This is a genomic window from Kribbella sp. NPDC005582 (genome assembly GCF_040605415.1).
GTDB lineage: Bacteria > Actinomycetota > Actinomycetes > Propionibacteriales > Kribbellaceae > Kribbella.
This window is the reverse complement of record NZ_JBEXCU010000002.1, coordinates 759864-780958: the sequence shown is the minus strand read 5'-3', so window position 1 is coordinate 780958 and position 21095 is coordinate 759864. Positions and strand designations below refer to the sequence as shown.

The following is a 21095-nucleotide window of genomic DNA, read 5'->3' as shown; positions in this document are numbered from 1 at the left end:
GATCGTGTCGCGACAGCACCCCGCACCGCGTCGGCTCGACGGCGGCTCCTCGCCTACCCCCGCAGGCGCACCCCACCCCGTACGACGCAGTACGCCGTACTCCCCACGGAGTACGGCGTACCGGGGCGAACCCCTAGGCGCTGGCGGCGAGGATCTTGTTCACATCCGCGTTCGCCTTGGCCAGGGAGGACGGCGGCGCGTCGAACGACATCACTGCGTCCATCGCCGGCGTCATCACGGCGCTGACGTCGGCCGCGTTCGGATTGGCCGGGTACGGGAAGACGTCACCCGCCTCGACGGTCTCCAGGAACGGCGTCACGTCCCAGCCGTTCTCCGCGAACTTCGCCTTGGCCGCCGGCAGGCTCGCCGACACCGCGGGGAAGACGACACCGGCCTTGGCGACGATGTCCTGCGCGGTCTGCGAGCCCAGGAACTTCACCCAGGCCCAGGACGCATCCCGCCGGGTGGTCCCGGCCCAGATGGTGTCCGCCAGTCCGTTCATCATCGACATCCGTTTGCCGATCGGGCCGATCGGCAGCCGGGCCAGCTTGGTCTTGACCCCCTTGAGCGTCTGGTAGGTGCCCAGCATCCAGGAGCCGTTCGGGGTCATGCCGTACTTGCCCGCACCGAAGGAGGTGGTCACGTCCACCCCGGACTTCGCCTGCGCGTACGTCGGCATGTATCCCTTGGTGATCAGTCCGCGCCACCAGCCGATCGTGTCGGTGAACTTCGGGTCGTCGTAGAAGAACTTCGTCCCCCACGGTTCGCCCTCGGAGTACTTCCAGCCGTTCGAGGCGGCGTACCAGCTCCAGCTGGTCTGACCGTCCGCGCCGCCGGCGTCGCCGTACCCGAGGCCGTAGACCTTGACGTTGTTCTTGTCGAACCCCGGCTGATCGCCGCGACGCCCCTTCGAGTCGACCGTCAGCCGCCGGATGATCTCTTCGAACGTGCCGCCGTCCTGCGGGTTCCAGGTCATCGCGTTGAGCTGCTCGGCGGTGATGCCGGCCGCCTCGGTGAAGGCGCTGTTGTAGAAGTACACCTCGGAGTCGAAGTCCTTCGGCAGGCCGTACCGCTTGCCGTCGGCACCGATCCAGCGGTCGGCCAGACCCTTCTGATAGATGCCCAGATCAACGTTGTCCTTGGTGACGAAGTCGTCGATCGCCAGCACCTGCCCCTTGTCCGCGAACAACGGGTACTTCGCCGAGTGCGCGGTGAACACGTCCGGAGCGGTCTCGGAGATGAACCCGGTGACGAGCTTCGACCAGTAGTCGTTCCAGCCGTACTGCTCGATGCGCACGGTGTACCGCGGGTTCTGCTCGTGGAAGACCTTCGCGCACTCGGTGTACATCGGTAGCTGGGCCGAGTCCCAGAGCCAGTAGATGACTTCGCCCGGGCCACGCGCCGCCGCCCCGTTGTTGCATGCGGCAAGCGACGGTACGGCGAGCGCGGCGAGCCCGGCCTTCAGCAAGGTCCTGCGTGACAGTGTCATCATTTGATCCCGGAGAAGCCGATGGAGTTGGTGATCCGCTTGGCGAAGGCCAGGAAGAGGATGATCATCGGCAGTGCCGCGATCAGTGTGGCCGCCATCAGGCCGGCCCAGTCGGGGCCGCCCTGCGGGGTCTGCGAGCGGAAGACGCCGAGCGCCACCGTGAGCACCCGGACGTTCTCCTGCTGGCCGACCAGCAACGGCCAGAAGTAGTCGTTCCAGGAGTTGATGTAGGTCAGGATCGCCAGCGTGGTGATCGGCGCGGCGCTCATCGGGATGATCATTCCGAAGAAGATCCGCCGATGCCCGGCGCCGTCGATCATCGCCGCCTCCTCGAGTTCACGGCTGATCCCGAGGAAGAACTGGCGCAGGAAGAAGATCGCGAACGGCGTCATGAACGCCCCCGGCAGGATGATGCCGGCGAAGCTGTTCAGCAGGCCGAGGTTCTTGATCAGCACGAAGTTCGGCAGTGTGGTGAAGATCGGCGGCACCATCAGCGCGGCCAGGAACACCGCGAACACCTTGTCCCGGCCGGGCCAGCGCAGTCGGGCGAACGCGTACGCCGCCATCGCGCTGAAGAAGACCTGGCAGGCGGTGGTGACCGTTGCCACCACCAACGAGTTGCGCAGGTAGAGCCAGAAATTGACCGAGGCACCGGAGCCGCCCTGGGCCTGGGCCTCCTCGATCGTCGACAGCCCGAGCACCCGCTTGAAGGCGCCGAGCGTGGTCTCCACCGGCAGCAACGAGTTCGGGTGTGCGGCGAGCTGGGTGTTGTTCGAGAGCGCCGTACGGAGCATCCAGTAGAAGGGGAACAGCGTCAGGATCAGCAGGATGATCAGGAAGGCCCAGGCCAGGATCCGGCCCAAATTCAGAGGCTTTCTCATGCCAGGTCACTCTCCTTGGCGCGCAGCAACCGCAGCTGCAGCAGCGAGACGATCGCCAGGATCGCGAACAGCACCATCGCCATCGCGGACGCGTAGCCGAAGTCGAACCGGGTGAACGCCCGCTCGAAGATGTAGTAGTAGATGACCCGCGTCGAGTTGATCGGGCCACCCTGCGTGGTGACGGCGACGGTGTCGAAGATCTGGAACGAGCCGATCATGGTGACCACCAGGACCATCACCAGAACGGGACGCAGCAGCGGCAGCGTGATTCGCCAGAACGTCTTCATCTCGCCCGCGCCGTCCACCTCGGCGGCCTCGTAGACGTACGACGGAATCGTCTGCAGACCGGCGAACACGAGCAGCGCCGTGTAGCCCATGTGCCGCCAGACGTTGATGCCGGCGATCGTCGGGATCGCCCAGTGGGAGTCGCCGAAGAAGGCGATCGGGTCGATGCCGAGCCAGGTCAGGCCCTGGTTCACGATGCCTACCTGGAAGTCGAGCATCCAGTACCAGACCAGGGCGACGACCACGTTCGCGACCAGGTAGGGCAGCAGGATCGCGGCCCGGACGGTGATCGAGCGGGTCAGCCGGTACATCACCATCGCGATGGCCACGGCCAGGACGGTCTGCGCGCCGATGTTGATCACGACGTACTCCAGCGTCACGCCGAGGGCGTTCCAGAAGAAACTGTCGTGGATCATCCGGTCGTAGTTGTCGAGGCCGTTGAACTTCGGTGCCTCGAGCAACGAGTACTCGGTGAAGCTCAGGTAGGCGCCGCGCAGGGTCGGCCAGATGTAGAAGACCACGAAGCCGATCGTGGCCGGCAACAGGAAGATCATCGCGACCTTGAGGTCGCCCAGCCGCCGGCGCTTCGTCGGCGCCGGCGACTGATCCCCGTGACGTACTTCGATGTCGGGTGGTGCGTTGGTAGCAGCGGTCACGGGGATCTCCTTTGTCGGTCTGCGATCGACTGGCGGATCAGTCGATCGCGGTCACGTCCAGCAAGAGCGCGTGCTCGGGCCATTGCGCCGGCAACTGGACGCCGGCCGCGGCGAGCGCGGCGCCGTTCAGCTCGACGGCGTCGGTCCAGGCAGGCACCGAACGAGGTTCAGGGCCAGGGGTGGCGATCCGGGAAACGCGGTAGGTACGCCGCGGGTCGAGGCCCGGCAGCCGGACCCGGCCGACGGCCGAGGTGACGGATTGCGTCAGCTGGACGGCGGCGTACACGGCGCGGGAGGCGTCCTGGGCGACCACACCGTGGAGCAGGAAGTCGCTCGGGCCGCGGTCGGCCCGAACCACGCGGCCAGTGTGCAGCAGCGGTCGCAGTTCCTTGTGCAGCGCCACCCACCCGGCGAGTTCCGCCCGCTCCTGTTCGGAGGCAAGCGTGATGTCCCACTCGATCCCGAAGTGCCCGAAGAGCGCGGTGATCGCGCGGAACGACAGCGCCTGGGTGCGGCCGGTGGTGTGCGCCTTCGGCGGGCCGACGTGGCAGCCGATCAGCTCCGGCGGCAGCAGCAACTGGGTGTACCGCTGGATCGTCTGGCGCTCGAGCGCGTCGTTGCTGTCGCTGCCCCAGACCCGGTCGGTGCGCTCCAGGATGCCGAGGTCGACGCGCGCACCACCGGACGAACACGACTCGATCTCGAGACCCGGGTGCCGGCGCTTCAGCTCGTCGATCAGCCGGTACACGGCCAGCGTCTGCTCGTGGATGCCCGCCGTACCGGTCAGCTGGTTGCCGCCGTCAACGAAGTCGCGATTGTGGTCCCACTTCAGGTAGGCGATGTCGTACTCGCTCAGCAGGCTGTCGAGCCGCTCGAGGATGTAGTCGTACGCCGCCGGTACGCCGAGGTTCAGCCCCTGCTGGTGCCGCGCGGTCGGCGGGAGGCGGTTGCCGGTGGCAAGAATCCACTCCGGGTGCTCGCGGGCGAGGTCCGAGTCCGGGTTCACCATCTCCGGCTCGACCCAGAGGCCGAACTGCAGACCGAGACCGCGGACGTGGTCGACCAGCGGGTGCAGACCCTTCGGCCAGATGCCTTCGTCGACGTACCAGTCGCCAAGGCCGGCGTGGTCGTCGCGACGGCCGCGGAACCAGCCGTCGTCCAGCACGAACCGCTCGGCCCCGACCTCGGCGGCCGCGTTCGCGAGCGCCTTCAGCTTGTCCAGGTCGAGGTCGAAGTACACGGCCTCCCAAGTGTTCAGCACGACGGGCCGATCGGTCTTCGGGTGGTTCTCGCGGGACCGCAGGTACTCGTGGAAGCGAGTCGAGATCTGGTCGAGGCCGACGCCGTACGTGCCGTAGAGCCACGGGGTGCTGTACGTGCCCTGGGATGCGATGCGGCCCTCGCCCGGCAGCAGCAGTTCGCCGCCGCCGATGACGGCGTACCCGCTCATCCCGCGCTCGGCGTACGAGCGGTGGTTGCCGCTCCACGCTGTGTGGACGGCCCAGATCTCGCCGTCTTGGAAGCCGAAGCCCTGGGTGCCGGCGACCAAGAGCAGCGTCGCGTCGGCGCCGGTGCGGCCGCGGCGGTTGTCGCGGATGTGCGCGCCCTGCGTGAACGCGTGCCGTTGTGGGTGCCGCTCGCCGATGTGCCGGCCCGTGAGGTCGAGGAGCTCGGTCGCCTCGGTCGGCACCGGCAGCGCGAGGGTCAGTCCGTCGAGCGTGTACGCCGTCTCGCCGGTGTTGGTGAGATCCGCCTTGGCGCGAACCAGCCCGGCGTCGGTCAGCTCGACGGTCAGGCGAATGATCAGCCCGGCCTCGCCGTCGGCCGCGTCGACGACCACGGTGTTGTCGGTCTGCGCGACGCTGGTGATCTTGAAGCTCGCGGAGAAGTCCTGCCCGTCGCGGTGCCCGTTAAGCCCCGGAAGGCCGAACCAGCCCGCCGAGTACTCCGGCACGATCGCGATCGGCTGGTTCTCGTCCAGCCCGTTGCCGTCCTGCACCGCGCCTGCACCGCGCCGCAGCTCCAGCAGAGCCCGCTCACTCAGCTCGCCGAGATCCGCGCCCCAGTGCAGCACGGACGGCAGGGCCGGTCCTGAGCAGTCCAGCACCAAACTCACCCCGGCAGCCCGTAGCTGCAGCACCTCAATGTTCGACACTGTTGATTCACTCTGCTTTCTGATTGATTTCAAGACGAAACTATTTACCCCGTCAGCCTCGATGTCAATGCTTCACGAAGTTAAGTAAGTACCCTAAGCCTCGGCCAGGGTCTCTACAACGCTGCAATCAGCGGGAGAGGCCACGCCTGCGGACCGAGCGCAGCCAGTCGTCCACTCGCGCCACGTCCGGCGTGGCCGGCAGGACGGTGCGACGAAGGGCGTCGTCGAGGTCGGCATGGAGACCGAGGCGCCACTGCTCGACCTCGCCCCACGGGAGCTCGCCGCGCTTCACCGCAAGCAGACGCTCGCGATGGGGACCGACATCAACCACCAGCTCTGCGTCGAGCAACAGCGCACGCGCCGACAGCAGCAACCGGATCAAGTGCATGACGTGCTTCCACTTCGGCGCGCCATCTCGGCGGAAGTCCGCCTCCAGCTTCTTGAACTGGCTCAGTACATAGCCCGAGTAGGTCTGGTAGGCGAGCTGCGACAGGAACGCCTCCCGTAGCTCGACCAGCTCCTTGCCGAGTGCAGTCTGCTGAACCACAAGCGGCGAATGCAGCACCTCGAGCAGATTCGGATTCGCCTTCAGCGCGAGCTCGCAGAACCGCTCGATCTCCCACGAGAACCACTCCGGCTCCGGCCCGTCCACATGCATCGGCGGCTTCGCCAGCGACCAGAACGACTCCGTCGGCGCGACGTAAACGCCACGCGTATCGGTGTCGGAGGTCTCCGTGTCCAACCCGAACGCCCGCGACCCCACCACGGCCGCATAGATCGTGTACTCCCGCACCAACACATCACCATCAGGCTGCACGAGCTCCAGCGCCTCGTCCTGATACGCCGTCCGCAGGCTCAGCTGGTCCCGCCGAGCAACCGTCTCCCGCCCATCCACCAGCTTCACGGCGTACCGCCCGTCCGCCGTGATGCCGGCAACCCGCCCGGTAGCCCCGCGCTGCGCCGTACCGCCGCGATCGTCGGGCGCAGCCACCCGCACCACCACCTGCGTCCCCACCGGCAGCTGCGGCCCCTCAACAGACATGCCGCCATCCTCCCCCAGCCGTATTGACAGATTTTCCTGTCAAGTGTCTGATGGGGCGCATGCTCGGATATGTCGAGGAACCGGAGAAGGCGCGGGTGGCGTTGTCGCCGATCCGGCGGCAATTGCTGGAGCTGCTGCGCGAGCCGTCGTCAGCGACTCAGCTCGCGGCCGCACTGGAGTTGCCTCGGCAGCGGGTCGGGTATCACCTGCGGGAGCTGGAGAAGGCCGGGCTGGTGGAGCTGGTCGAGGAGCGGCAACGGCGTGGGTTCACCGAGCGGATCTTCCGCGCCGCGACGCTGGTGATCGATCCGGCCGTGATGGGCCAGGCGTTCACCGGCATCCAGGACCAGTACGCCGCCGAGCACCTGATCGAGGTCGCCGCCGGAACCGTGCAGAACGTGGCGCGGATGCAGAGCGCGGCCGGCAGCAAGCGGCTGCTCACGTTCACGCTCGAGACCGAGGTGCGGTTCGCCGAGCCCGGCGACGTCCACCGGTTCACCGATGCGTTGACCGAGGCGGTCCGGCAGGTCGTCGAGCAGTTCGACACCGAGGGCGGACGGCCCTATCGCCTGATCGCCGGCGGCCACCCGGCACCCCGCCGTACCGAAGGAGAATCATGAAGAAGATCGTGGTGACTGTGGCGGCCCCCGTGGAAGCCGTGTGGGACGCCTTGCGGGACAAGGAGAAGATCCGGCACTGGCACGGCTGGGAGTACGCCGGCCCGGAAGGCGGTCTGGACGAAGAGATCGACCAGATCTACTTCACCGACACGACTGAGGACGGGACCACGCTGACCTTGGGGAACGGCGACGAGTTCGTCGTCGAACCGACCGAGACCGGCAGCCGGATCACGCTGACCCGCGCGCCGCTGGGCGCGAACCCCGACTGGGACGCGTACTACGACGACATCACCGAGGGCTGGATCACCTTTCTCCACCAACTGCGGTTCGCGGTCGAGCACCACCCGGGCGAGCCGCGCCGGACCTTGTTCTACTCCGGCACCGGCGCCGTGTCCCCGATCATCGAGCTCGGCCTTCCGGCCGACGAGCTCGACCTGCCGGACGGGCACACCAAGGCCTCGACCTTCTACACCTCCGACCACCAGGTCGGCGTGAAAGTAGATGCCTGGGGCAACGGCTTCCTCGTGCTCAGCCACATCCCGCCGGGCGATCAGAAGCCGGACGGCGCGAGCATGGCCGTCCTCTCCCTGTACGGCGCGGTCGACCGCGACAAGGTGGACGCGCACTGGCGCGCCTGGTGGTCGGCGCGCTATCCCGACTGACCCAGTGGTGACAGTACGCAAACGTGCCAGCACGCTCGGTCTGTTCTTCGCACGTTACCTGTGAGTACATAGGGGTCCCTCCGGCAAGAGAGGTCACCCCGGTGAAGAATCCGCCCAGTTCGCTCCGGCTCGTCCTGATCCTTGCGCTCTCCATGACCGGGCTCGGCCTGGTCGCCGCCCCGGCCCACGCTGACGGCCCCGGCACCGGCACGCCGTACGTCGTCACGCTCGGCGACTCCTACATCTCCGGGGAGGCCGGCCGTTGGGCCGGCAGCTCCAACAACTCCGAGGCGCCCGCCGACGCCCTCGGCGCGCATGCCTACCACGACAACGCGAGCGGTACCGCGGAAGCGATCCCGAAGTGCCATCGCAGCCGGTCGGCCGAGGCATTCGTCGGCGGCGGCGTCGGCGGCCTCAACCTGTCGTGTTCCGGCGCCCGGACCACGACCAGCAACGGCGACGACTTCAAGCCCGGGATCGACTTCTACGACAACGGCTCCGGCCGGCTCGGTCAGGCGAAGGCGCTGCAGCAGTTCGCGGCCGCCCACAACGTCCGGCAGGTCGCGGTCTCGATCGGCGGCAACGACTTCAACTTCGCCGCGATCGTCACCCAGTGTGTGCAGAACTTCCTGCTCTCGCCGTCGTGGTCGCCCGATTACTGTCGCGACGACTCCTCCGTGGTCGCCAACTTCACCACCGCGAACGTGGCCGCCGTCCGCGGCAAGATCGCCACCGCGCTACAGAACGTCCGCACCGCGATGCGCAACGCCGGGTACGGCGACACCGACTGGACCCTCGTCGTACAGACCTATCCGTCGCCGATCCCGAACGGCAGCGGCTTCCGCTACGGCCAGACCGGCTTCACCCGGCAGAGCGTCGGCGGCTGCGGCTTCTGGAGCGCCGACGCCGACTGGGCCAACAGCACCGCGCTGACCACGATCAACGCCACCGTCCGCGCCGCGATCACCCAGTCCGGCCTCACGAACATTCGCCTGCTCGAACTGCAGTCCGCCTTCAACGGCCGGCGCCTCTGCGAGAAATCCGTCGGCCTCTACGAAGAAGTTGGCCTCTCGTCCTGGACCCAGCCCACTGCCGTCGACAAGACCGAATGGATCAACCAGATCCGCACCGTCACCACCGTCGGCTCGAACTACTTCATCCAGGAATCGCTGCACCCGAACTACTGGGCGCAACTCGCGCTGCGCTCCTGCCTGCGCCAGACCTACACCCAGAACCGCGGCGGCACCTGCTCCATCGCCGGCACCGGCCTCGTGAACGGGGAACCACGCATGACACTTGGTTAATTCCGGACTACACCGTCTCGGTACGGCGGTCTGCCCCGTCAGGTCGCCGTACCGCCTTAATGCACTAGTGTTGCGAGTCTCATCAGGGTGGGGGCCCTGGACCGGGAACGGGTCGGAAAGGCAGAATCGCGCCGAGGAAGTCGGCTGCCGGGTGGGGTATTGGTGGAAACGGAATTCGCGCTCTCGCTCGGCACACAGCGCTGGCCCCTGCCCGCCACCGCCGACGAGATCACGCTCGGCCGCGCCGCCAACGCCGACGTCCGCCTGCCCCCCGACGACCAGATCTCCCGCATCCACGCCCGTCTCATCCGCACCGGCCCCACCTGGGCCCTCCACGACGCCTCCCGCAACGGCACCGGCCTCAACGGCCGCCGCCTCACCGCGCCGACGCAGCTCACCGACAACGACCAGATCAACATCGGCCGCTCGGTCCTGACGTTCCACGCCATCCCCGCCGCGGCCGGCACGTCTTCCACGGCGCAGCCCCCGGCGGCCAGCTCGCCGCCCGCCCCAGCTGCACCCGGACACGGCACCTCCGGTGCGCAGGCCAGCCCTGGCACGCCGTCCAGCTCCTTCGACAGGCCCGCTGGTCCTGGCGCCCAATCGGCACCCGGTACGCCGCCCAGCGCGCCCGACGGGCCGCCTGCCCAAGGCGTCCAGCCAGGCGCGCCCGCCGCCTTCCCACCGTCCGGCTCAGCGGGCGCCCAGGCCTCGCCGTACCAGCGCGAGTGGAACGACGAGCCGAACCGGTGGACCATGCGCCCGCCAGCCGACCAGGCGGACGCGAACCCGAACCCCGCCGACTCACATCCGCCCGTTTCCACGGACCCGGCATCCCCGTCCGACGGACGCCCGGGCCCCGCATCCCCGTCCGACGGACGCCCGGGCCCCGCATCCCCGTCCGACGAACACCCGGGCTCGGCATCCTCGTCCGACGAACACCCCGGCGAGCTGGGCCCCGCGTCCACCACCCCGCCACCACCGGCGCCCGCCCGAGCACCACTCACACCCCGCCCAGCTCCCCCACGCTCACCAGCTGCCGGAACTACTTCCGCGGCACCAGACGACGTACCGGGCGACTCCCCGTTTGCGCCGAGCTCGCCGCACCCCGAAGCACCACGCAACGACCCGTACCCGGCAGACCGCGCGAGCATCAGCCAGCCGAACCCCGCCGACGCCGGCAACAGCGCATCCTGGCCCGGCTACCCGTCGGCGGACTACCTCGAGTCCGCCCGCTCCCCGTGGTCCGGCGACGAGCGCGCGCAGATCGAGACCCCCCGCACCCCGTATCCGGAGCGGGTGGAGTACCCCGACTACCCCGACGAACCGAACATCGGCGGCCCCAAGAAGCCCAAGCGTCCCGAACGCCGACCCCGGGAGAACGCCGACGAGGCCGGCCGCGTCCGCCTCGCACGCGTGCTCGCGATCGCGGGCGCCATGCTCGCCGTCGGCCTCGTCATCAACTTGATCGCGACGTTCCTCGCCGACGGTCCCGGCGGAATGCTCCGCTGGCTGATCGCACCCATCCTCGCGCTCCTCGGCGCGATGACGTTCGCCGTCCTCGACGCGGTCAGCCCCAACGAACGCCCACCGAGCCGGCTCGACGTCTCAGTCGTCGTCGCGATCGCCGCCGTACTGGTCGGTGTCGGCATCGGCGGGTTCGCGATCACGTCCGGAGCCGAGTACGCCGCCGGCTATCTCAGCGGTAACGAGACCGGCGAGGACCGTCTGATCAAGCCGGTCGGCAAGACCACCGCCGGTCTCGCGATCACCGTCGACAACGTCACCAACACCAGCCATTTCACCCGGATCCGCCTCACCGTCACGAACAACGGCGACGGCGCGATCAGCCTCCCCCTCGACGGCAACGCGACCTTCACCAGCGCCGACGGCAACTCGATCCGCGCCGACGGTTCGCGCAGCAACTGGCCCGACAAGTTCCCCGTCGGCACGACCCAGCAGGGCACGATCGTCTTCAAGGGTCATCTCCCGATGGGACTCAAGACCGCGATCCTCACGCTCCGCCCCGGCGACCCGCCGATCGTCCTGAGCAGCATCCCGCTCAGCAACTAGGCGCCGTCCTCGAAGCCGTTGAATTAGATCGATTTTTGATATGTTCGGTCCATGACCGAGGTGGACACCGAGCGCCTGACCCGCGTGATCGAGGACTTCAACACGATCTTCATCCGGCTGCCCACCGTCCAGCGCTTCAACTTCTCCACGCTGTCGGTGCTGCACACGCTCTCCCGCAGCGGTCCGCTCCGGCTCACCGACCTCCTGGCGACCGAGCAGCTCAAGCAACCCGCCCTCACCAGTCTCGTCGCGAAACTCGAGCAGGACGGCCTGGTACGCCGCCGCCCGGATCCGACCGACGGTCGCGCGATGCTCCTGTCGCTCACCCCGGCCGGCCAACGCGTCGTCCGCTCCCGGCACACCAACCGCGTCACCAAACTGACCGAACTCGTCGACCACCTGACCGACGCCGAACGCGGCGTCCTGGCGGAGTCCGTCGACGTCCTCGCCCGCCTGACCGCGATCGCCGCCGAAGGGGCCTAAGGCAACCATGAACCTGGAACCCACCCCGATCCACGTCCCCGACGAGGTCCTCGACGACCTGCGATATCGCCTCCGGAACACCAAGTGGCCGCTCGACACCGGCAACGACGACGGCTTCTACGGCGTACGTCGTACCGACCTGCAACCGCTTGTCGACTACTGGGCCGACGGCTACGACTGGCGAGCCGCCGAACGCGCGATCAATGCCTACGACAACTATCGCGTCGACGTCGGCGGCGTACCGGTGCACTTCCTGCACAAGCCCGGCGTCGGACCGGCGCCGATCCCGCTGATCCTGAGCCACGGCTGGCCGTGGACGTTCTGGCACTGGTCGAAGGTGATCGACCAGCTCGCCGACCCCGCCGCGTACGGCGGCGATCCAACGGACGCGTTCGACGTCATCGTGCCGTCGCTGCCGGGCTTCGGCTTCTCGACGCCGACCAGCCCGGACATGAACTTCTGGAAGATCGCCGACGTCTGGCACGAGCTGATGACCGGCGTCCTCGGACACCAGAAGTACGCCGCCGGCGGCTGCGATGTCGGCGCCCTGGTGTGCGGTCAGCTCGGCCACAAGTACGCCGACGAGCTGTACGGCATCCACATCGGCTCCGGCCTCAAGCTGGACTTCTTCAACGGCGACCGCGCCTGGGACCTCTCCGGCGGCAACCCGCTCCCCGACAATCTGCCACCGGCTATCCACGACGGCATCATCGCCTTCGAACGCCGTTTCGCCGCCCACCTCGCCGCCCACGTCCTGCACCCGAGCACTCTCGGCTTCAGCCTCGCCGACTCTCCCGCCGGCATGCTCGCCTGGATCCTCGAACGCTGGCAGAGCTGGTCCGAGGGCGACCCGTTCACCCCCGACGACATCCTCACCCACGCCACGATCTACTGGGCCGGCAACGCCATCGACACCTCGATCCGCACCTACGCCAACAACAACCGCTACCCCTGGACCCCGTCCCACGACCGCCACCCGGCCATCGAGGCCCCCACCGGCATCACCTTCGTCGGCTACGAAAACCCACCCGGCATCACCACGCCCGAAGCCCGCGTCAACCACTTCCTCGCCAGCGACCGAGCCTCCTGGTACAACCACACCAACCTCACCGCCCACCCCCGCGGCGGCCACTTCATCCCCTGGGAAACCCCCACCGAATGGACCACCGACCTCAGAACGACCTTCCGTCCTCTCCGCTAGTGCGAGGCTCTCAACCGTTCTTCCTCGCGACCTCGGCCAGATGGGCGGCGAGCGGCGCCATCACCGCGGTCGCGGCGGCCATCGCCTGCTCGAGGGACTGACCAGCCGCGATCGCGTCGTCGAACGCCCTCCTGGCGGCCACACGCTCGTCGACAGTCTGCGCGGCGTAACGCAGCATCCAGAGCGACTGCCCGCGAATCTCCTGGCGGGTCGCCATGTCCTGGGTCTTCATCTCCCGCAGCAGGTTCTCGTACTGGGCCGGAGTGAAGGGCTCCCGCCAGGTCGGGTGGGCCTTCTCCCACTTCTCCCAGGTCATGGTGACCCACTTGCGCGGCCCGTCGTCCGGGCCGTTCGAGGCGAGGCCGTTGCGGCCGTTCTTGTAGTCGGCGATCTGGTCGCGCGCAGCGCCGGACAGGTCCGGGTCCCCGATGGCGATCGCGTGCAGGTGCCACGGCCAGTCGGCCTGGGAAGGATCGCGGATCCACGACGCGAACCCGACCTGCCGGGTCGCACTGCGGATGCGTTCCCGCCTGACCTTCGGGAACAACGCGCCGGTCCTCGCGTCCTTGAGCGAGATGTCCACCGCGCCGCCGCCGTCGTGGGTGCCGGCCGACCCTTGGACGCCACCCGGATTGTAGGAGCCCTGAGTCAGCACGAACGTCAGCCCACAGAGCCACTCCGCGGCTTCGATCATGTCGATGGTGCGTTGGTTGAGGCGCACACCTCGGTACTTGAGGATCGTCTGCACTTGCCGGCCCCACTTCTTCGATCGGTGTCACTGCTCAGCCAACAGCACGCCGGGATCACTCGCTACGGACAAGCTCACCACGTCGACGCCCGGAGGACCCGTTCAGGCATGTCGGCAGGTCTCCTCCGATCCATGTCAGGGCGCTGTCAGTACGGCGTCCGCGTGGCGCGCGAGTGTTGTCGCATGACCAGTCGAGTGAAGAAACTGATGGTGGCGGCGACGGCTCTCGTGGTGTTGGCCGTGCCGAGCGTGGCGAACGCCGTACCGGTGGAGCGACCCGGCGTGCAGGCGGCGATGCAGGCGTTTGTGGATGCCGGGTTCGCTGGCGTCCAGGTGCGGGTGCACGACCAGAAGGGTGAGTGGGTCGGCAGCGCGGGCGCCCGGAAGTTGGGTTCGCAAGCTAAACCGTCGACGGACGGGTCGTTCTGGGTCGGCAGCGTGACCAAGACCGTCACGGCGACCGTCGTGCTGCAGCTTGTTGCCGAGGGGAAGGTGAAGCTGGACGCTCCGGTGGCCGGCTACCTGCCGGGGCTGGGCCTGGACCGGCGGATCACGACGCGCATGCTGCTGCAGCACACCAGCGGGCTGTTCGCGTACACCGGCGAGTACTACGACGACGGCACGATCGTGCCCGGCATCCCCGTCGTCGGTCAGGAGTGGGTCGACAACCGCTTCCACCGCTACACGCCGGAAGGCCTCGTCCGCTTCGCGCTCTCCAAGCCCGCCCGCTTCGCCCCCGGCACCGACCAGAACTACTCCAACACCAACTACACCCTGGCCCTGCTCCTGATCGAGAAGGTCACCGGCCACTCGTACGCCGACGAGGTACGCCGCCGCATCATCCGGCCGCTCAAGCTCACGGGCACCGTCGTACCGGGCAACCGCACGCAACTCCCCGGCCCGTACGCGCACGGCTACTACCGCTACACCGACAACGGCGTGACCAAGGTGGTCGACGTTTCGCGCATGAACATGTCCCTGCTCGCCGGAGCCGGCGACATGGCCTCCACCACCAAGGACATGCAGATCTTCATCTCCGCCCTGATGAGCGGCAAACTGCTCCCCGCCCCGCTCCTGGCTCAGATGCGTGACCCGCACGGCAAACTCGGCTACGGCCTCGGCCTCTTCGTCCAAGACCTCGGCCCCAGCTGCGGCGGCACCATCTACCAGCACAACGGCAGCCCACCCGCTGGCTACGGCGCGATCATGTACAGCTCCCCCGACGGCACCAAGACCCTCACCGCCTCCGTCACCACCGGCGACAAGGACATCGACGTCACCAAGGAGTTCCCCAAGGCCCTCGCCAACCTCGTCAACGCCACCTTCTGCACCCCCAACGGCAGCTAAAGTTCTGCGATGAACCTCAACCGGACGCAAGTCGAGCGACTGTGAGCACCACGGAGCTCGGCCTGCTCCTGTCCGTAGGCCCCGTGGCCCTGATCGCCCTCTCCGCCCTCGCCTTCCGCCTCTTCGGCCCCGGCAGATCCGCGAAGCAGCTCACCGGCTCGGCCCCACCCACCATCGACCCGGTCCGCCTCGAACTGGCCCGCTCGATCGCCGGCACCACCCTCGCCCCGCACCAGATCCCCGACGACGCCACCCTCGCCGAGGTCCTCCTCCTCCGCGACCAGCGCAAACCAACCCACGCGGCCAAACTCCTCCGCGCCCACATCGGCGCCTCCCTCAGCGAAACCAGACGCCTCCTCGACCGCCTGCCCTGAACTGGCCGTCCAACACCGCGCAGGTGGTTCACCAGGGCTTCGGCGCACTCCTGCGAGAACACCGGCAGCTCGCGAAGCTGTCGCAGGAGCAGATCGCGGCCTGCCTGGTCGACCTCGAGCGGGCAGGCGAGGCGCTACCTCGCATCAACCCTTGCGGGCAGAAAGCAAAAGACCGGCCCCGAAGGGCCGGTCTTTTCAAGGGGTGGAGGTGGCGGGAATCGAACCCGCGTCCTTCAGCGTTGCCTCAAGACTTCTCCGAGCGCAGTCTGTTAAGTCGTTTTCTCAGTCCCAGCGCTCATACAGACATGTCGCTGACAGACTCAGTCACTGTAAATGTCCCGTGCTAACCCCGTGACCGGGTTAACAAAGCAAGCTTCCTAGCTGAGGCCAGGAACCGGGCCGGAAGCACTCCCGGGCTGACCGCTTCTTTAAGTGCTCAGGCCGTCAGGCGGCGAGAGCGAAGCTGCTGCGCGCGTTAGCGTTGGCAGTTATTGTTTTCCAGAGATCGTTTACGAGATAACCCTGGATCCTCGGCTCGCTTCTCTTGAAACTAACGTCCAAAGTCGAAACCGTTCACCCCCTGTTGAGTTGTCAAACTCCCACCTCAGCCCGAGGGCCGCGGTGGAGCCTCCACACTACCAAGTCCAACAAGCTGCTCGCACCTGGGATTCCCTACTTGATCAGGCGCAGGGTGAACGGGTAGCGGAAGTCGGAGCCGGCCGCGGTGGCGAGGCCGCCGACGCCGGTGAGGATGAACCACATCACGCCGAGGATCGGGAAGGCGAAGCCGAGGAACGAGCCGACGACGCCGGTCGCGACGCCGAGCAGGGCGAAGGCCAGGAACGCGGTCAGCTGGAAGTTCAGCGCCTCGACCGCATGCCGGCGTACGGCGGGGTTCTTCTGACCGGCGGTGGCGACGACGAGCGCGGGGCCGACGAAGGAGGTCGGGTAGCCGAGCCAGTGCGCGACCGTGCCCAGACCGCGGCCGTCGGTGGGGCGACGCTGGAGCGGCATCGGCCGGCTGAAGGCCGCCGGGACGTGCGTCGGGACCGGACGAGCCAGCAGGCCGTCGAACGTGCCGTTCAGCTCGGCCCGGGTCTTCGCGTTGAGTGCCAGCTCGAGGCGGGTGTCGAACTCGAACTTGTCGACCCGGCCATCGGCGTACATTTCCTGGAGAATCTCGACGGCGCGATCCCGCTGGTCGGTCGTCACCCGCAGCTCTGAAGTGGACATGTGTCCACTGTCTCCGCCGGACGGCCTCCACCCCATCGGGTTCGCCCCGGATGAACCCCTGAGCGGACCCGGGGTCAGTCGCGGCGGCGGGTGCGCTCCGACAGCGCGCGCTGCGCCTCGCGACCGGCCTGGCGCTCGGCCAGGGCGTGCCGCTTGTCGTAGTCCTTCTTACCGCGGCCGGTGGCCAGCTCGACCTTGGCGTAGCCGTCCTTGAAATACAGCGAGAGCGGGATCAGCGAGACGCCCTGCTGCTCGACCGCCTTCACCAGCTTCGCCATCTCGTCCTTGTGCAGGAGCAGCTTGCGGGTACGGCGGGGTTCGTGGTTGGTCCAGGTGCCGTGCTTGTACTCCGGAATATGCATTCCCTGCAGCCACAGCTCGCTGCCGCGGACAGCGGCGAACGCGTCGACGAGGGAGGCCCGGCCCTGCCGCAGGGACTTCACCTCGGTCCCCGTCAGCACCAGGCCGGCCTCCACGACATCCTCGATGTGGTAGTCGTGTCGCGCCTTCCGGTTCTGCGCGATCGGCTTCTGCTGGCCGGTCTGTTTCACCATCCGACCAGTATCTCAGACCGCTATAACCACTTCATCGGATTAACCACCCGGCCGTCCTGGTAGACCATGAAGTGCAGGTGACAACCGGTCGAGTACCCCGTCGTACCGACGTACCCGATGATTTCGCCGCGGGTGACGCGCTCGCCGGCGCGCACCTTGTAGCGGGACAGGTGGTTGTAGACGGTGGTGATGGACGAGCCGTCGATCACTCCGTGTGAAATGAAGAGCCGGTTCCCGTAACCGCCGTTGTAGTACTTGTCGGTCACCCGGCCGCTGGCCGCGGCGCGGATCGGCGTACCGCAGCCGGCGCCGAAGTCGGTGCCGTCGTGCAGCTTCCAGTAGTGCAGGATCGGGTGGAACCGCATCCCGAACGGCGACGTGATGTAGGTGTCGATCGGCTTGCTCAGCCGGCCGCCGCCCTCGTCCGGGTCGTTCGGGACCGGGCGCGGCGGTCGGTGCTCGCGGCGGGCTCGGTCACGCTCGGCCTTCTCCCGAGCCGCCTTGCGGCGGGCGGCCGCGGCCTTCTCGGCGCGGGCCCGGGCGATCAGGATCTGCTCGACCCGGTTGCGCTCGGCAAGCAATGCGTTGTACTGGCCCTGCTCGGAGATCTTCTCCCGCTCGGCCCGCTTGTAGAGGATCTGCGTCTCGGTCGTGACCGCCTGCGCCTCGGCGCGATCCGCCGCGACCTGCCGAGTCAGCTCGGTCACTTCCTTGACCGTCCGGGCGGCCTCGGCGCGCGCGGCCGCCGCCGACTGCTCGGCGGCGGCGACCTTGACCTGCTTGCTGGCCAGTTGCGCCTGCGCGTTGTTCAGGTTGGTGATCGCGTTGCCCTGGATGCCGAACACGTTCCGCTGGACCTGGATGCCGGTGGCAACATCACTCGGCGACGCTCCCTGCAGGGCGATGCTCAACCCGACGAGGCTGTTCTGCTGCTGGTACGCCGACCGTACGGCGCGGCCGGCAAGGGCGCGCTTCTCCGCGATCTCCCGCTGTCCTGCCTCGACATCGGCCATCGCCGCCCGCAGTGCCCGCTCGGCCTGGGCGAGTTTGCCCGCGGCAACGGCATCGGCGGCCTTGGCGGCGGCGAGCCGGCCCTGGGCCGCGGCGTACCGGGTCTGGACGACCTTCAGCTTGGCGTCGGCGTTCGTGTACGCCGTGACCGACTTGCTGAGCTGATCGGAGGCCTCGGCCAGGTCGGCCTTGGACTTGCCGATCTGGGCGTCGAGTTCCTTCTTCTTCTGGGCTGGATCGGGCGGGTCCGCCTGGGCAGACGGGACCGCCGCCAGGACTCCGGCGGACAGGGACAGGACAAGGCAGCATGCGGCAACGACCGTCTGCCGCCCCTGCGATCTCGTGCGGGACCGCGGGCGCGGTGTGGCCGGGGTGCCGGTGCTGTCGTCTCGCTGGATGCTCGCCCGCTCGCGCGGGTCTGCACCGGGGAAGTGCGGGACCACAGGTCGACCCCTTGCGTCTTGAGTTTGAGGTGTCGTGCAGGTACTTCTACTGCACGATAAGTCACCCGGCTCAGACTTTGAGGTATTTCCGCGTCGTCAGGAATGTCGGGATCACCGCGAGCACCAGGCCGACCACGACCATGATGAGCGTGGCGCGGAAGGTTTCGGTGGCGCCGACCCACTGCCAGACCTTGAACGTCTCCTGGGCGCGTCGCATCACGACGAAGTACACGCCGAGCCACAAGGTGCCGCAGGCAAGCACCGCGCCGATCAGCGCGGCCAGGATCGCTTCCAGCAGGAACGGCAGCTGGATGTAGAAGTTCGAGGCGCCGACCAGCCGCATGATCCCGATCTCCCGCCGTCGGGCGTACGCCGCCAGCCGGATCGTGTTCGAGATCTGCATCAGCGCGGCGATCAGCAGCAGACCGGCACAGATGTACGCGCCGTACTGGACGCCTTCGAGAGCCTTGAAGAGTGGATCGAGGTACTGCCGCAGGTCCTGCACGTTGTCGACCCCGGGCAGGCCGGCGACCGCGCTGACCAGGTTCTGGTACTGCTTGGGGTCACGGAGCTTGACCCGGAACGACTCCTGCATCTGGTCGACGGTGACGGTCGAGGCGATCGGCGAGTCCTTGTAGAGCTTCTGGAACTGCGCGAACGCTTCCTTCTTCGACTCGCCGAAGACGCCGTCGGGGGCGGTGTCGGGGTTCGACTCGATCACCTGGCGGATCCGGTTCTTCTGGTCCTGCGTCACCTCGGCACCCGAGCAGCCGCGGCCGCCGGTGTCCTTGGTGCACATGAAGACCGAGATCTGGATCTTCCCGTACCAGTTGCCCTTCATCAGCCCGACCTGCTCGTTGGCCAGCAGCGCGCTGCCGAACAGTGCCAGCGAGACCCAGATGGTGACGACGACCGCGATCGTCATCGACAGGTTCCGCTTCAGGCCGATGCCGAGGTCGGAGAGGATGTAGTTCAAACGCATTGTTCAGTCAGTCCCTGTATTTGGCCCGGTCGGCAGCGGTCAGTGCTGGTAGCCGTAGACGCCGCGCGACTCGTCGCGGACGACATGACCGTTCTCCAGCTCGATCACGCGCTTGCGCATCTGGTTCACGATCGACACGTCGTGGGTGGCCATCACCACGGTGGTCCCGGTCCGGTTGATCCGGTCGAGCAGCTTCATGATGCCCTCCGACGTGGCCGGGTCCAGGTTTCCGGTCGGCTCGTCGGCGATCAGGATCATCGGCCGGTTCACGAACGCGCGCGCGATCGCCACCCGCTGCTGCTCACCACCGGACAACTCGTCGGGCAGCCGATCCTGCTTGCCCTCGAGCCCGACCAGCTCCAGCACCTCGGGCACGGTCTTGCGGATGTGCGAGCGCGGCTTGCCGATCACCTGCAGCGCGAAGGCGACGTTCTCGGCGACCGTCTTGTTCGGCAGCAGCCGGAAGTCCTGGAAGACCGTCCCGATCTGGCGCCGCATCTGCGGGATCCGCCAGCTCGCCAGCCGGTTCAGGTCCTTGCCGGCCACCATGATGTGGCCCTTGGACGTCCGGTGCTCGCGCAGGACCAGGCGCAGGAACGTCGACTTGCCGGACCCGGAGGTACCGACCAGGAAGACGAACTCGCCCTTCTCGATCTCGACGTTGACGTTCAGCAGAGCGGCCTTGGTCTGGCCCTCGTACGTCTTGGAAACATTCTCGAAGCGGATCACGGGATCATCCGGCCGTGGTCGGGAACAGGAAGCGACGCGACGGTAACCACGAGGGGCACCGTACGCCACCAAGGCGGCCGCGGTCAGTCTAGGTGGTCCCCGGCGCGCCGCGGACCAGCGGCGTCCGATACCCGGCGTACGGCGAAGTCCGGGCTCCGGCTGTGGATCAGGCCGGGGCGGGTGCTGTTCCGTTGCCGGGGGCCGGGCGGGCGCCGGCGATGCGGGCCACGCCCGCGTCGGGCTTGCGGCCGGCGCGGCGGGCCGCCTCGACGTGCAAGCGGGCCAGCTCTACGGCTTGCCGGGAGACCTTGACGGTCTTCTTGTCAGCCATGCTCACCGTCTCCCTCGACGACCTCGATCTCGGCGTCTGCAATCTCAGCGTACGCGGCCGGGCCGACGCGGTCGATCGCCACGGCGGCGGTCAGCGCGGCGACCAGGTCGTAGTCCTCCGGTTGTAACAGCTCCGATCTCATCAGTGAGCGGAGCGTGACCACACCGGCGTCCGTGCCGGCCGCGTCGTCGTCGAGGATCTGCTCGACGGCCCAGCGCACCATCCGCATCGTCTCCTCGCGGTGCCGCCAGGTGTCCAGCTCGCGATCGGACTTGCGGGTCAGGTAGGCGCCCAGCGCGACGCCGCCGAGCGCGAGCAACGGGCTCAGAGCGGTCATCACCACTCCGATGACCACCATCCAGTTCGGAATCACCGACACACCCCCCAAACCATCGGGTTCCTCCCCAGTTCTGCCGTGTTGACCGGTCGATGATGTTACGTAGGAGCATTCCATCCCGCACCGACAAATTGCGCGCCCCCGCGGTCGGCCCA

21 protein-coding genes and 1 other RNA gene are annotated in these 21095 nt (G+C 67.8%); 8 read left to right on the top strand and 14 right to left on the bottom strand.

Features of this window, described 5'->3' with window-relative positions; genetic code table 11:
* Positions 1-133 precede the first annotated feature (133 nt).
* The 5 genes from ABZS29_RS15245 to ABZS29_RS15225 form a co-directional block, all read right to left on the bottom strand.
* Positions 134-1489 carry a sugar ABC transporter substrate-binding protein gene (locus ABZS29_RS15245; RefSeq protein WP_355462206.1) on the bottom strand — a complete coding sequence of 452 codons (1356 nt, stop codon included), beginning with the start codon at positions 1487-1489 and terminating at the stop codon, positions 134-136.
* On the bottom strand, positions 1489-2370 hold the full coding sequence (locus tag ABZS29_RS15240) for a carbohydrate ABC transporter permease (RefSeq protein ID WP_355462204.1): 882 nt from the start codon (positions 2368-2370) through the stop codon (positions 1489-1491). Before ABZS29_RS15240 ends, ABZS29_RS15245 begins: the two co-directional genes overlap by 1 nt.
* Complete coding sequence (locus tag ABZS29_RS15235) at positions 2367-3311, bottom strand: sugar ABC transporter permease (protein ID WP_355462202.1); 945 nt, start codon at positions 3309-3311, stop codon at positions 2367-2369. Before ABZS29_RS15235 ends, ABZS29_RS15240 begins: the two co-directional genes overlap by 4 nt.
* Before the next feature lie 37 nt (positions 3312-3348).
* Complete coding sequence (locus tag ABZS29_RS15230; RefSeq protein ID WP_355462200.1) at positions 3349-5466, bottom strand: alpha-galactosidase; 2118 nt, start codon at positions 5464-5466, stop codon at positions 3349-3351.
* A 127-nt stretch (positions 5467-5593) separates the two neighbouring features.
* Positions 5594-6508, bottom strand: coding sequence for a nucleotidyltransferase domain-containing protein (locus ABZS29_RS15225; RefSeq protein WP_355462198.1), 915 nt, complete (start codon positions 6506-6508; stop codon positions 5594-5596).
* Positions 6509-6567: 59 nt separating this feature from the next.
* On the opposite strand from ABZS29_RS15225, the gene ABZS29_RS15220 reads away from it, so the two are divergent.
* The 6 genes from ABZS29_RS15220 (at position 6568) to ABZS29_RS15195 (ending at position 12851) form a co-directional block, all read left to right on the top strand.
* Complete coding sequence (locus ABZS29_RS15220; RefSeq protein WP_355462196.1) at positions 6568-7128, top strand: winged helix-turn-helix domain-containing protein; 561 nt, start codon at positions 6568-6570, stop codon at positions 7126-7128.
* Positions 7125-7790, top strand: coding sequence for a hypothetical protein (locus tag ABZS29_RS15215; RefSeq protein WP_355462194.1), 666 nt, complete (start codon positions 7125-7127; stop codon positions 7788-7790). The genes ABZS29_RS15220 and ABZS29_RS15215 overlap by 4 nt, the downstream gene beginning before the upstream one ends.
* Positions 7791-7891: 101 nt before the next feature.
* Positions 7892-9094: a hypothetical protein gene (locus ABZS29_RS15210; protein ID WP_355462192.1), complete on the top strand. Its 1203-nt coding sequence runs from the start codon at positions 7892-7894 to the stop codon at positions 9092-9094.
* 162 nt (positions 9095-9256) lie between these two features.
* Entirely contained in the window at positions 9257-11167 is a 1911-nt protein-coding gene (locus ABZS29_RS15205) for an FHA domain-containing protein (RefSeq protein ID WP_355462190.1), read from the top strand.
* A 51-nt stretch (positions 11168-11218) separates the two neighbouring features.
* A complete protein-coding gene (locus ABZS29_RS15200) occupies positions 11219-11650 on the top strand; it encodes a MarR family transcriptional regulator (RefSeq protein WP_355462188.1) in 432 nt (143 codons plus the stop codon).
* Between the two features lie 7 nt (positions 11651-11657).
* Positions 11658-12851, top strand: a complete 1194-nt coding sequence (locus ABZS29_RS15195) for an epoxide hydrolase family protein (RefSeq protein WP_355462186.1) — start codon at positions 11658-11660, stop codon at positions 12849-12851.
* A 10-nt stretch (positions 12852-12861) separates the two neighbouring features.
* Here the strand turns inward: ABZS29_RS15195 and ABZS29_RS15190 are convergent, their stop codons facing one another.
* Positions 12862-13599, bottom strand: a complete 738-nt coding sequence (locus tag ABZS29_RS15190) for a hypothetical protein (protein ID WP_355462184.1) — start codon at positions 13597-13599, stop codon at positions 12862-12864.
* Between the two features lie 183 nt (positions 13600-13782).
* On the opposite strand from ABZS29_RS15190, the gene ABZS29_RS15185 reads away from it, so the two are divergent.
* Both ABZS29_RS15185 and ABZS29_RS15180 read left to right on the top strand, forming a co-directional pair.
* On the top strand, positions 13783-14946 hold the full coding sequence (locus ABZS29_RS15185) for a serine hydrolase domain-containing protein (RefSeq protein WP_355462182.1): 1164 nt from the start codon (positions 13783-13785) through the stop codon (positions 14944-14946).
* A gap of 41 nt (positions 14947-14987) precedes the next feature.
* Entirely contained in the window at positions 14988-15320 is a 333-nt protein-coding gene (locus tag ABZS29_RS15180) for a hypothetical protein (protein ID WP_355462180.1), read from the top strand.
* Positions 15321-15520: 200 nt separating this feature from the next.
* On the opposite strand, the gene ssrA is transcribed toward ABZS29_RS15180, so the two are convergent.
* The 8 genes from ssrA to ABZS29_RS15140 form a co-directional block, all read right to left on the bottom strand.
* Positions 15521-15901, bottom strand: a transfer-messenger RNA (tmRNA) gene (ssrA, locus tag ABZS29_RS15175).
* Between the two features lie 91 nt (positions 15902-15992).
* On the bottom strand, positions 15993-16553 hold the full coding sequence (locus ABZS29_RS15170; protein ID WP_355462178.1) for a DUF1707 and DUF4870 domain-containing protein: 561 nt from the start codon (positions 16551-16553) through the stop codon (positions 15993-15995).
* Between the two features lie 74 nt (positions 16554-16627).
* On the bottom strand, positions 16628-17107 hold the full coding sequence (gene smpB / locus ABZS29_RS15165) for an SsrA-binding protein SmpB (RefSeq protein WP_355462176.1): 480 nt from the start codon (positions 17105-17107) through the stop codon (positions 16628-16630).
* A gap of 20 nt (positions 17108-17127) precedes the next feature.
* Positions 17128-18561: a M23 family metallopeptidase gene (locus tag ABZS29_RS15160; protein WP_355462174.1), complete on the bottom strand. Its 1434-nt coding sequence runs from the start codon at positions 18559-18561 to the stop codon at positions 17128-17130.
* Positions 18562-18631: 70 nt separating this feature from the next.
* A complete protein-coding gene (ftsX, locus tag ABZS29_RS15155) occupies positions 18632-19543 on the bottom strand; it encodes a permease-like cell division protein FtsX (protein WP_355462172.1) in 912 nt (303 codons plus the stop codon).
* A 39-nt stretch (positions 19544-19582) separates the two neighbouring features.
* Positions 19583-20272, bottom strand: a complete 690-nt coding sequence (gene ftsE, locus ABZS29_RS15150; protein WP_132407842.1) for a cell division ATP-binding protein FtsE — start codon at positions 20270-20272, stop codon at positions 19583-19585.
* Between the two features lie 166 nt (positions 20273-20438).
* Positions 20439-20603 (bottom strand): hypothetical protein, encoded by a 165-nt coding sequence (locus ABZS29_RS15145; RefSeq protein WP_355462170.1) that lies wholly within the window; start codon positions 20601-20603, stop codon positions 20439-20441.
* On the bottom strand, positions 20596-20976 hold the full coding sequence (locus tag ABZS29_RS15140; protein ID WP_355462168.1) for a hypothetical protein: 381 nt from the start codon (positions 20974-20976) through the stop codon (positions 20596-20598). Before ABZS29_RS15140 ends, ABZS29_RS15145 begins: the two co-directional genes overlap by 8 nt.
* Between the last annotated feature and the right edge of the window lie 119 nt (positions 20977-21095).

What these genes read in the sequence shown, in the direction of transcription:
- ABZS29_RS15225 (WP_355462198.1), bottom strand. Translation starts at nt 6,508, where the DNA reads ATGTCTGTTGAGGGGCCGCAGCTGCCGGTGGGGACGCAGGTGGTGGTG.
- ABZS29_RS15215 (WP_355462194.1), top strand. Translation starts at nt 7,125, where the DNA reads ATGAAGAAGATCGTGGTGACTGTGGCGGCCCCCGTGGAAGCCGTGTGG.
- ftsX (WP_355462172.1), bottom strand. Translation starts at nt 19,543, where the DNA reads ATGCGTTTGAACTACATCCTCTCCGACCTCGGCATCGGCCTGAAGCGG.
- ABZS29_RS15200 (WP_355462188.1), top strand. Translation starts at nt 11,219, where the DNA reads ATGACCGAGGTGGACACCGAGCGCCTGACCCGCGTGATCGAGGACTTC.
- ABZS29_RS15240 (WP_355462204.1), bottom strand. Translation starts at nt 2,370, where the DNA reads ATGAGAAAGCCTCTGAATTTGGGCCGGATCCTGGCCTGGGCCTTCCTG.
- smpB (WP_355462176.1), bottom strand. Translation starts at nt 17,107, where the DNA reads ATGGTGAAACAGACCGGCCAGCAGAAGCCGATCGCGCAGAACCGGAAG.
- ABZS29_RS15195 (WP_355462186.1), top strand. Translation starts at nt 11,658, where the DNA reads ATGAACCTGGAACCCACCCCGATCCACGTCCCCGACGAGGTCCTCGAC.
- ABZS29_RS15145 (WP_355462170.1), bottom strand. Translation starts at nt 20,603, where the DNA reads ATGGCTGACAAGAAGACCGTCAAGGTCTCCCGGCAAGCCGTAGAGCTG.
- ABZS29_RS15245 (WP_355462206.1), bottom strand. Translation starts at nt 1,489, where the DNA reads ATGACACTGTCACGCAGGACCTTGCTGAAGGCCGGGCTCGCCGCGCTC.
- ABZS29_RS15170 (WP_355462178.1), bottom strand. Translation starts at nt 16,553, where the DNA reads ATGTCCACTTCAGAGCTGCGGGTGACGACCGACCAGCGGGATCGCGCC.
- ABZS29_RS15185 (WP_355462182.1), top strand. Translation starts at nt 13,783, where the DNA reads ATGACCAGTCGAGTGAAGAAACTGATGGTGGCGGCGACGGCTCTCGTG.
- ABZS29_RS15220 (WP_355462196.1), top strand. Translation starts at nt 6,568, where the DNA reads ATGCTCGGATATGTCGAGGAACCGGAGAAGGCGCGGGTGGCGTTGTCG.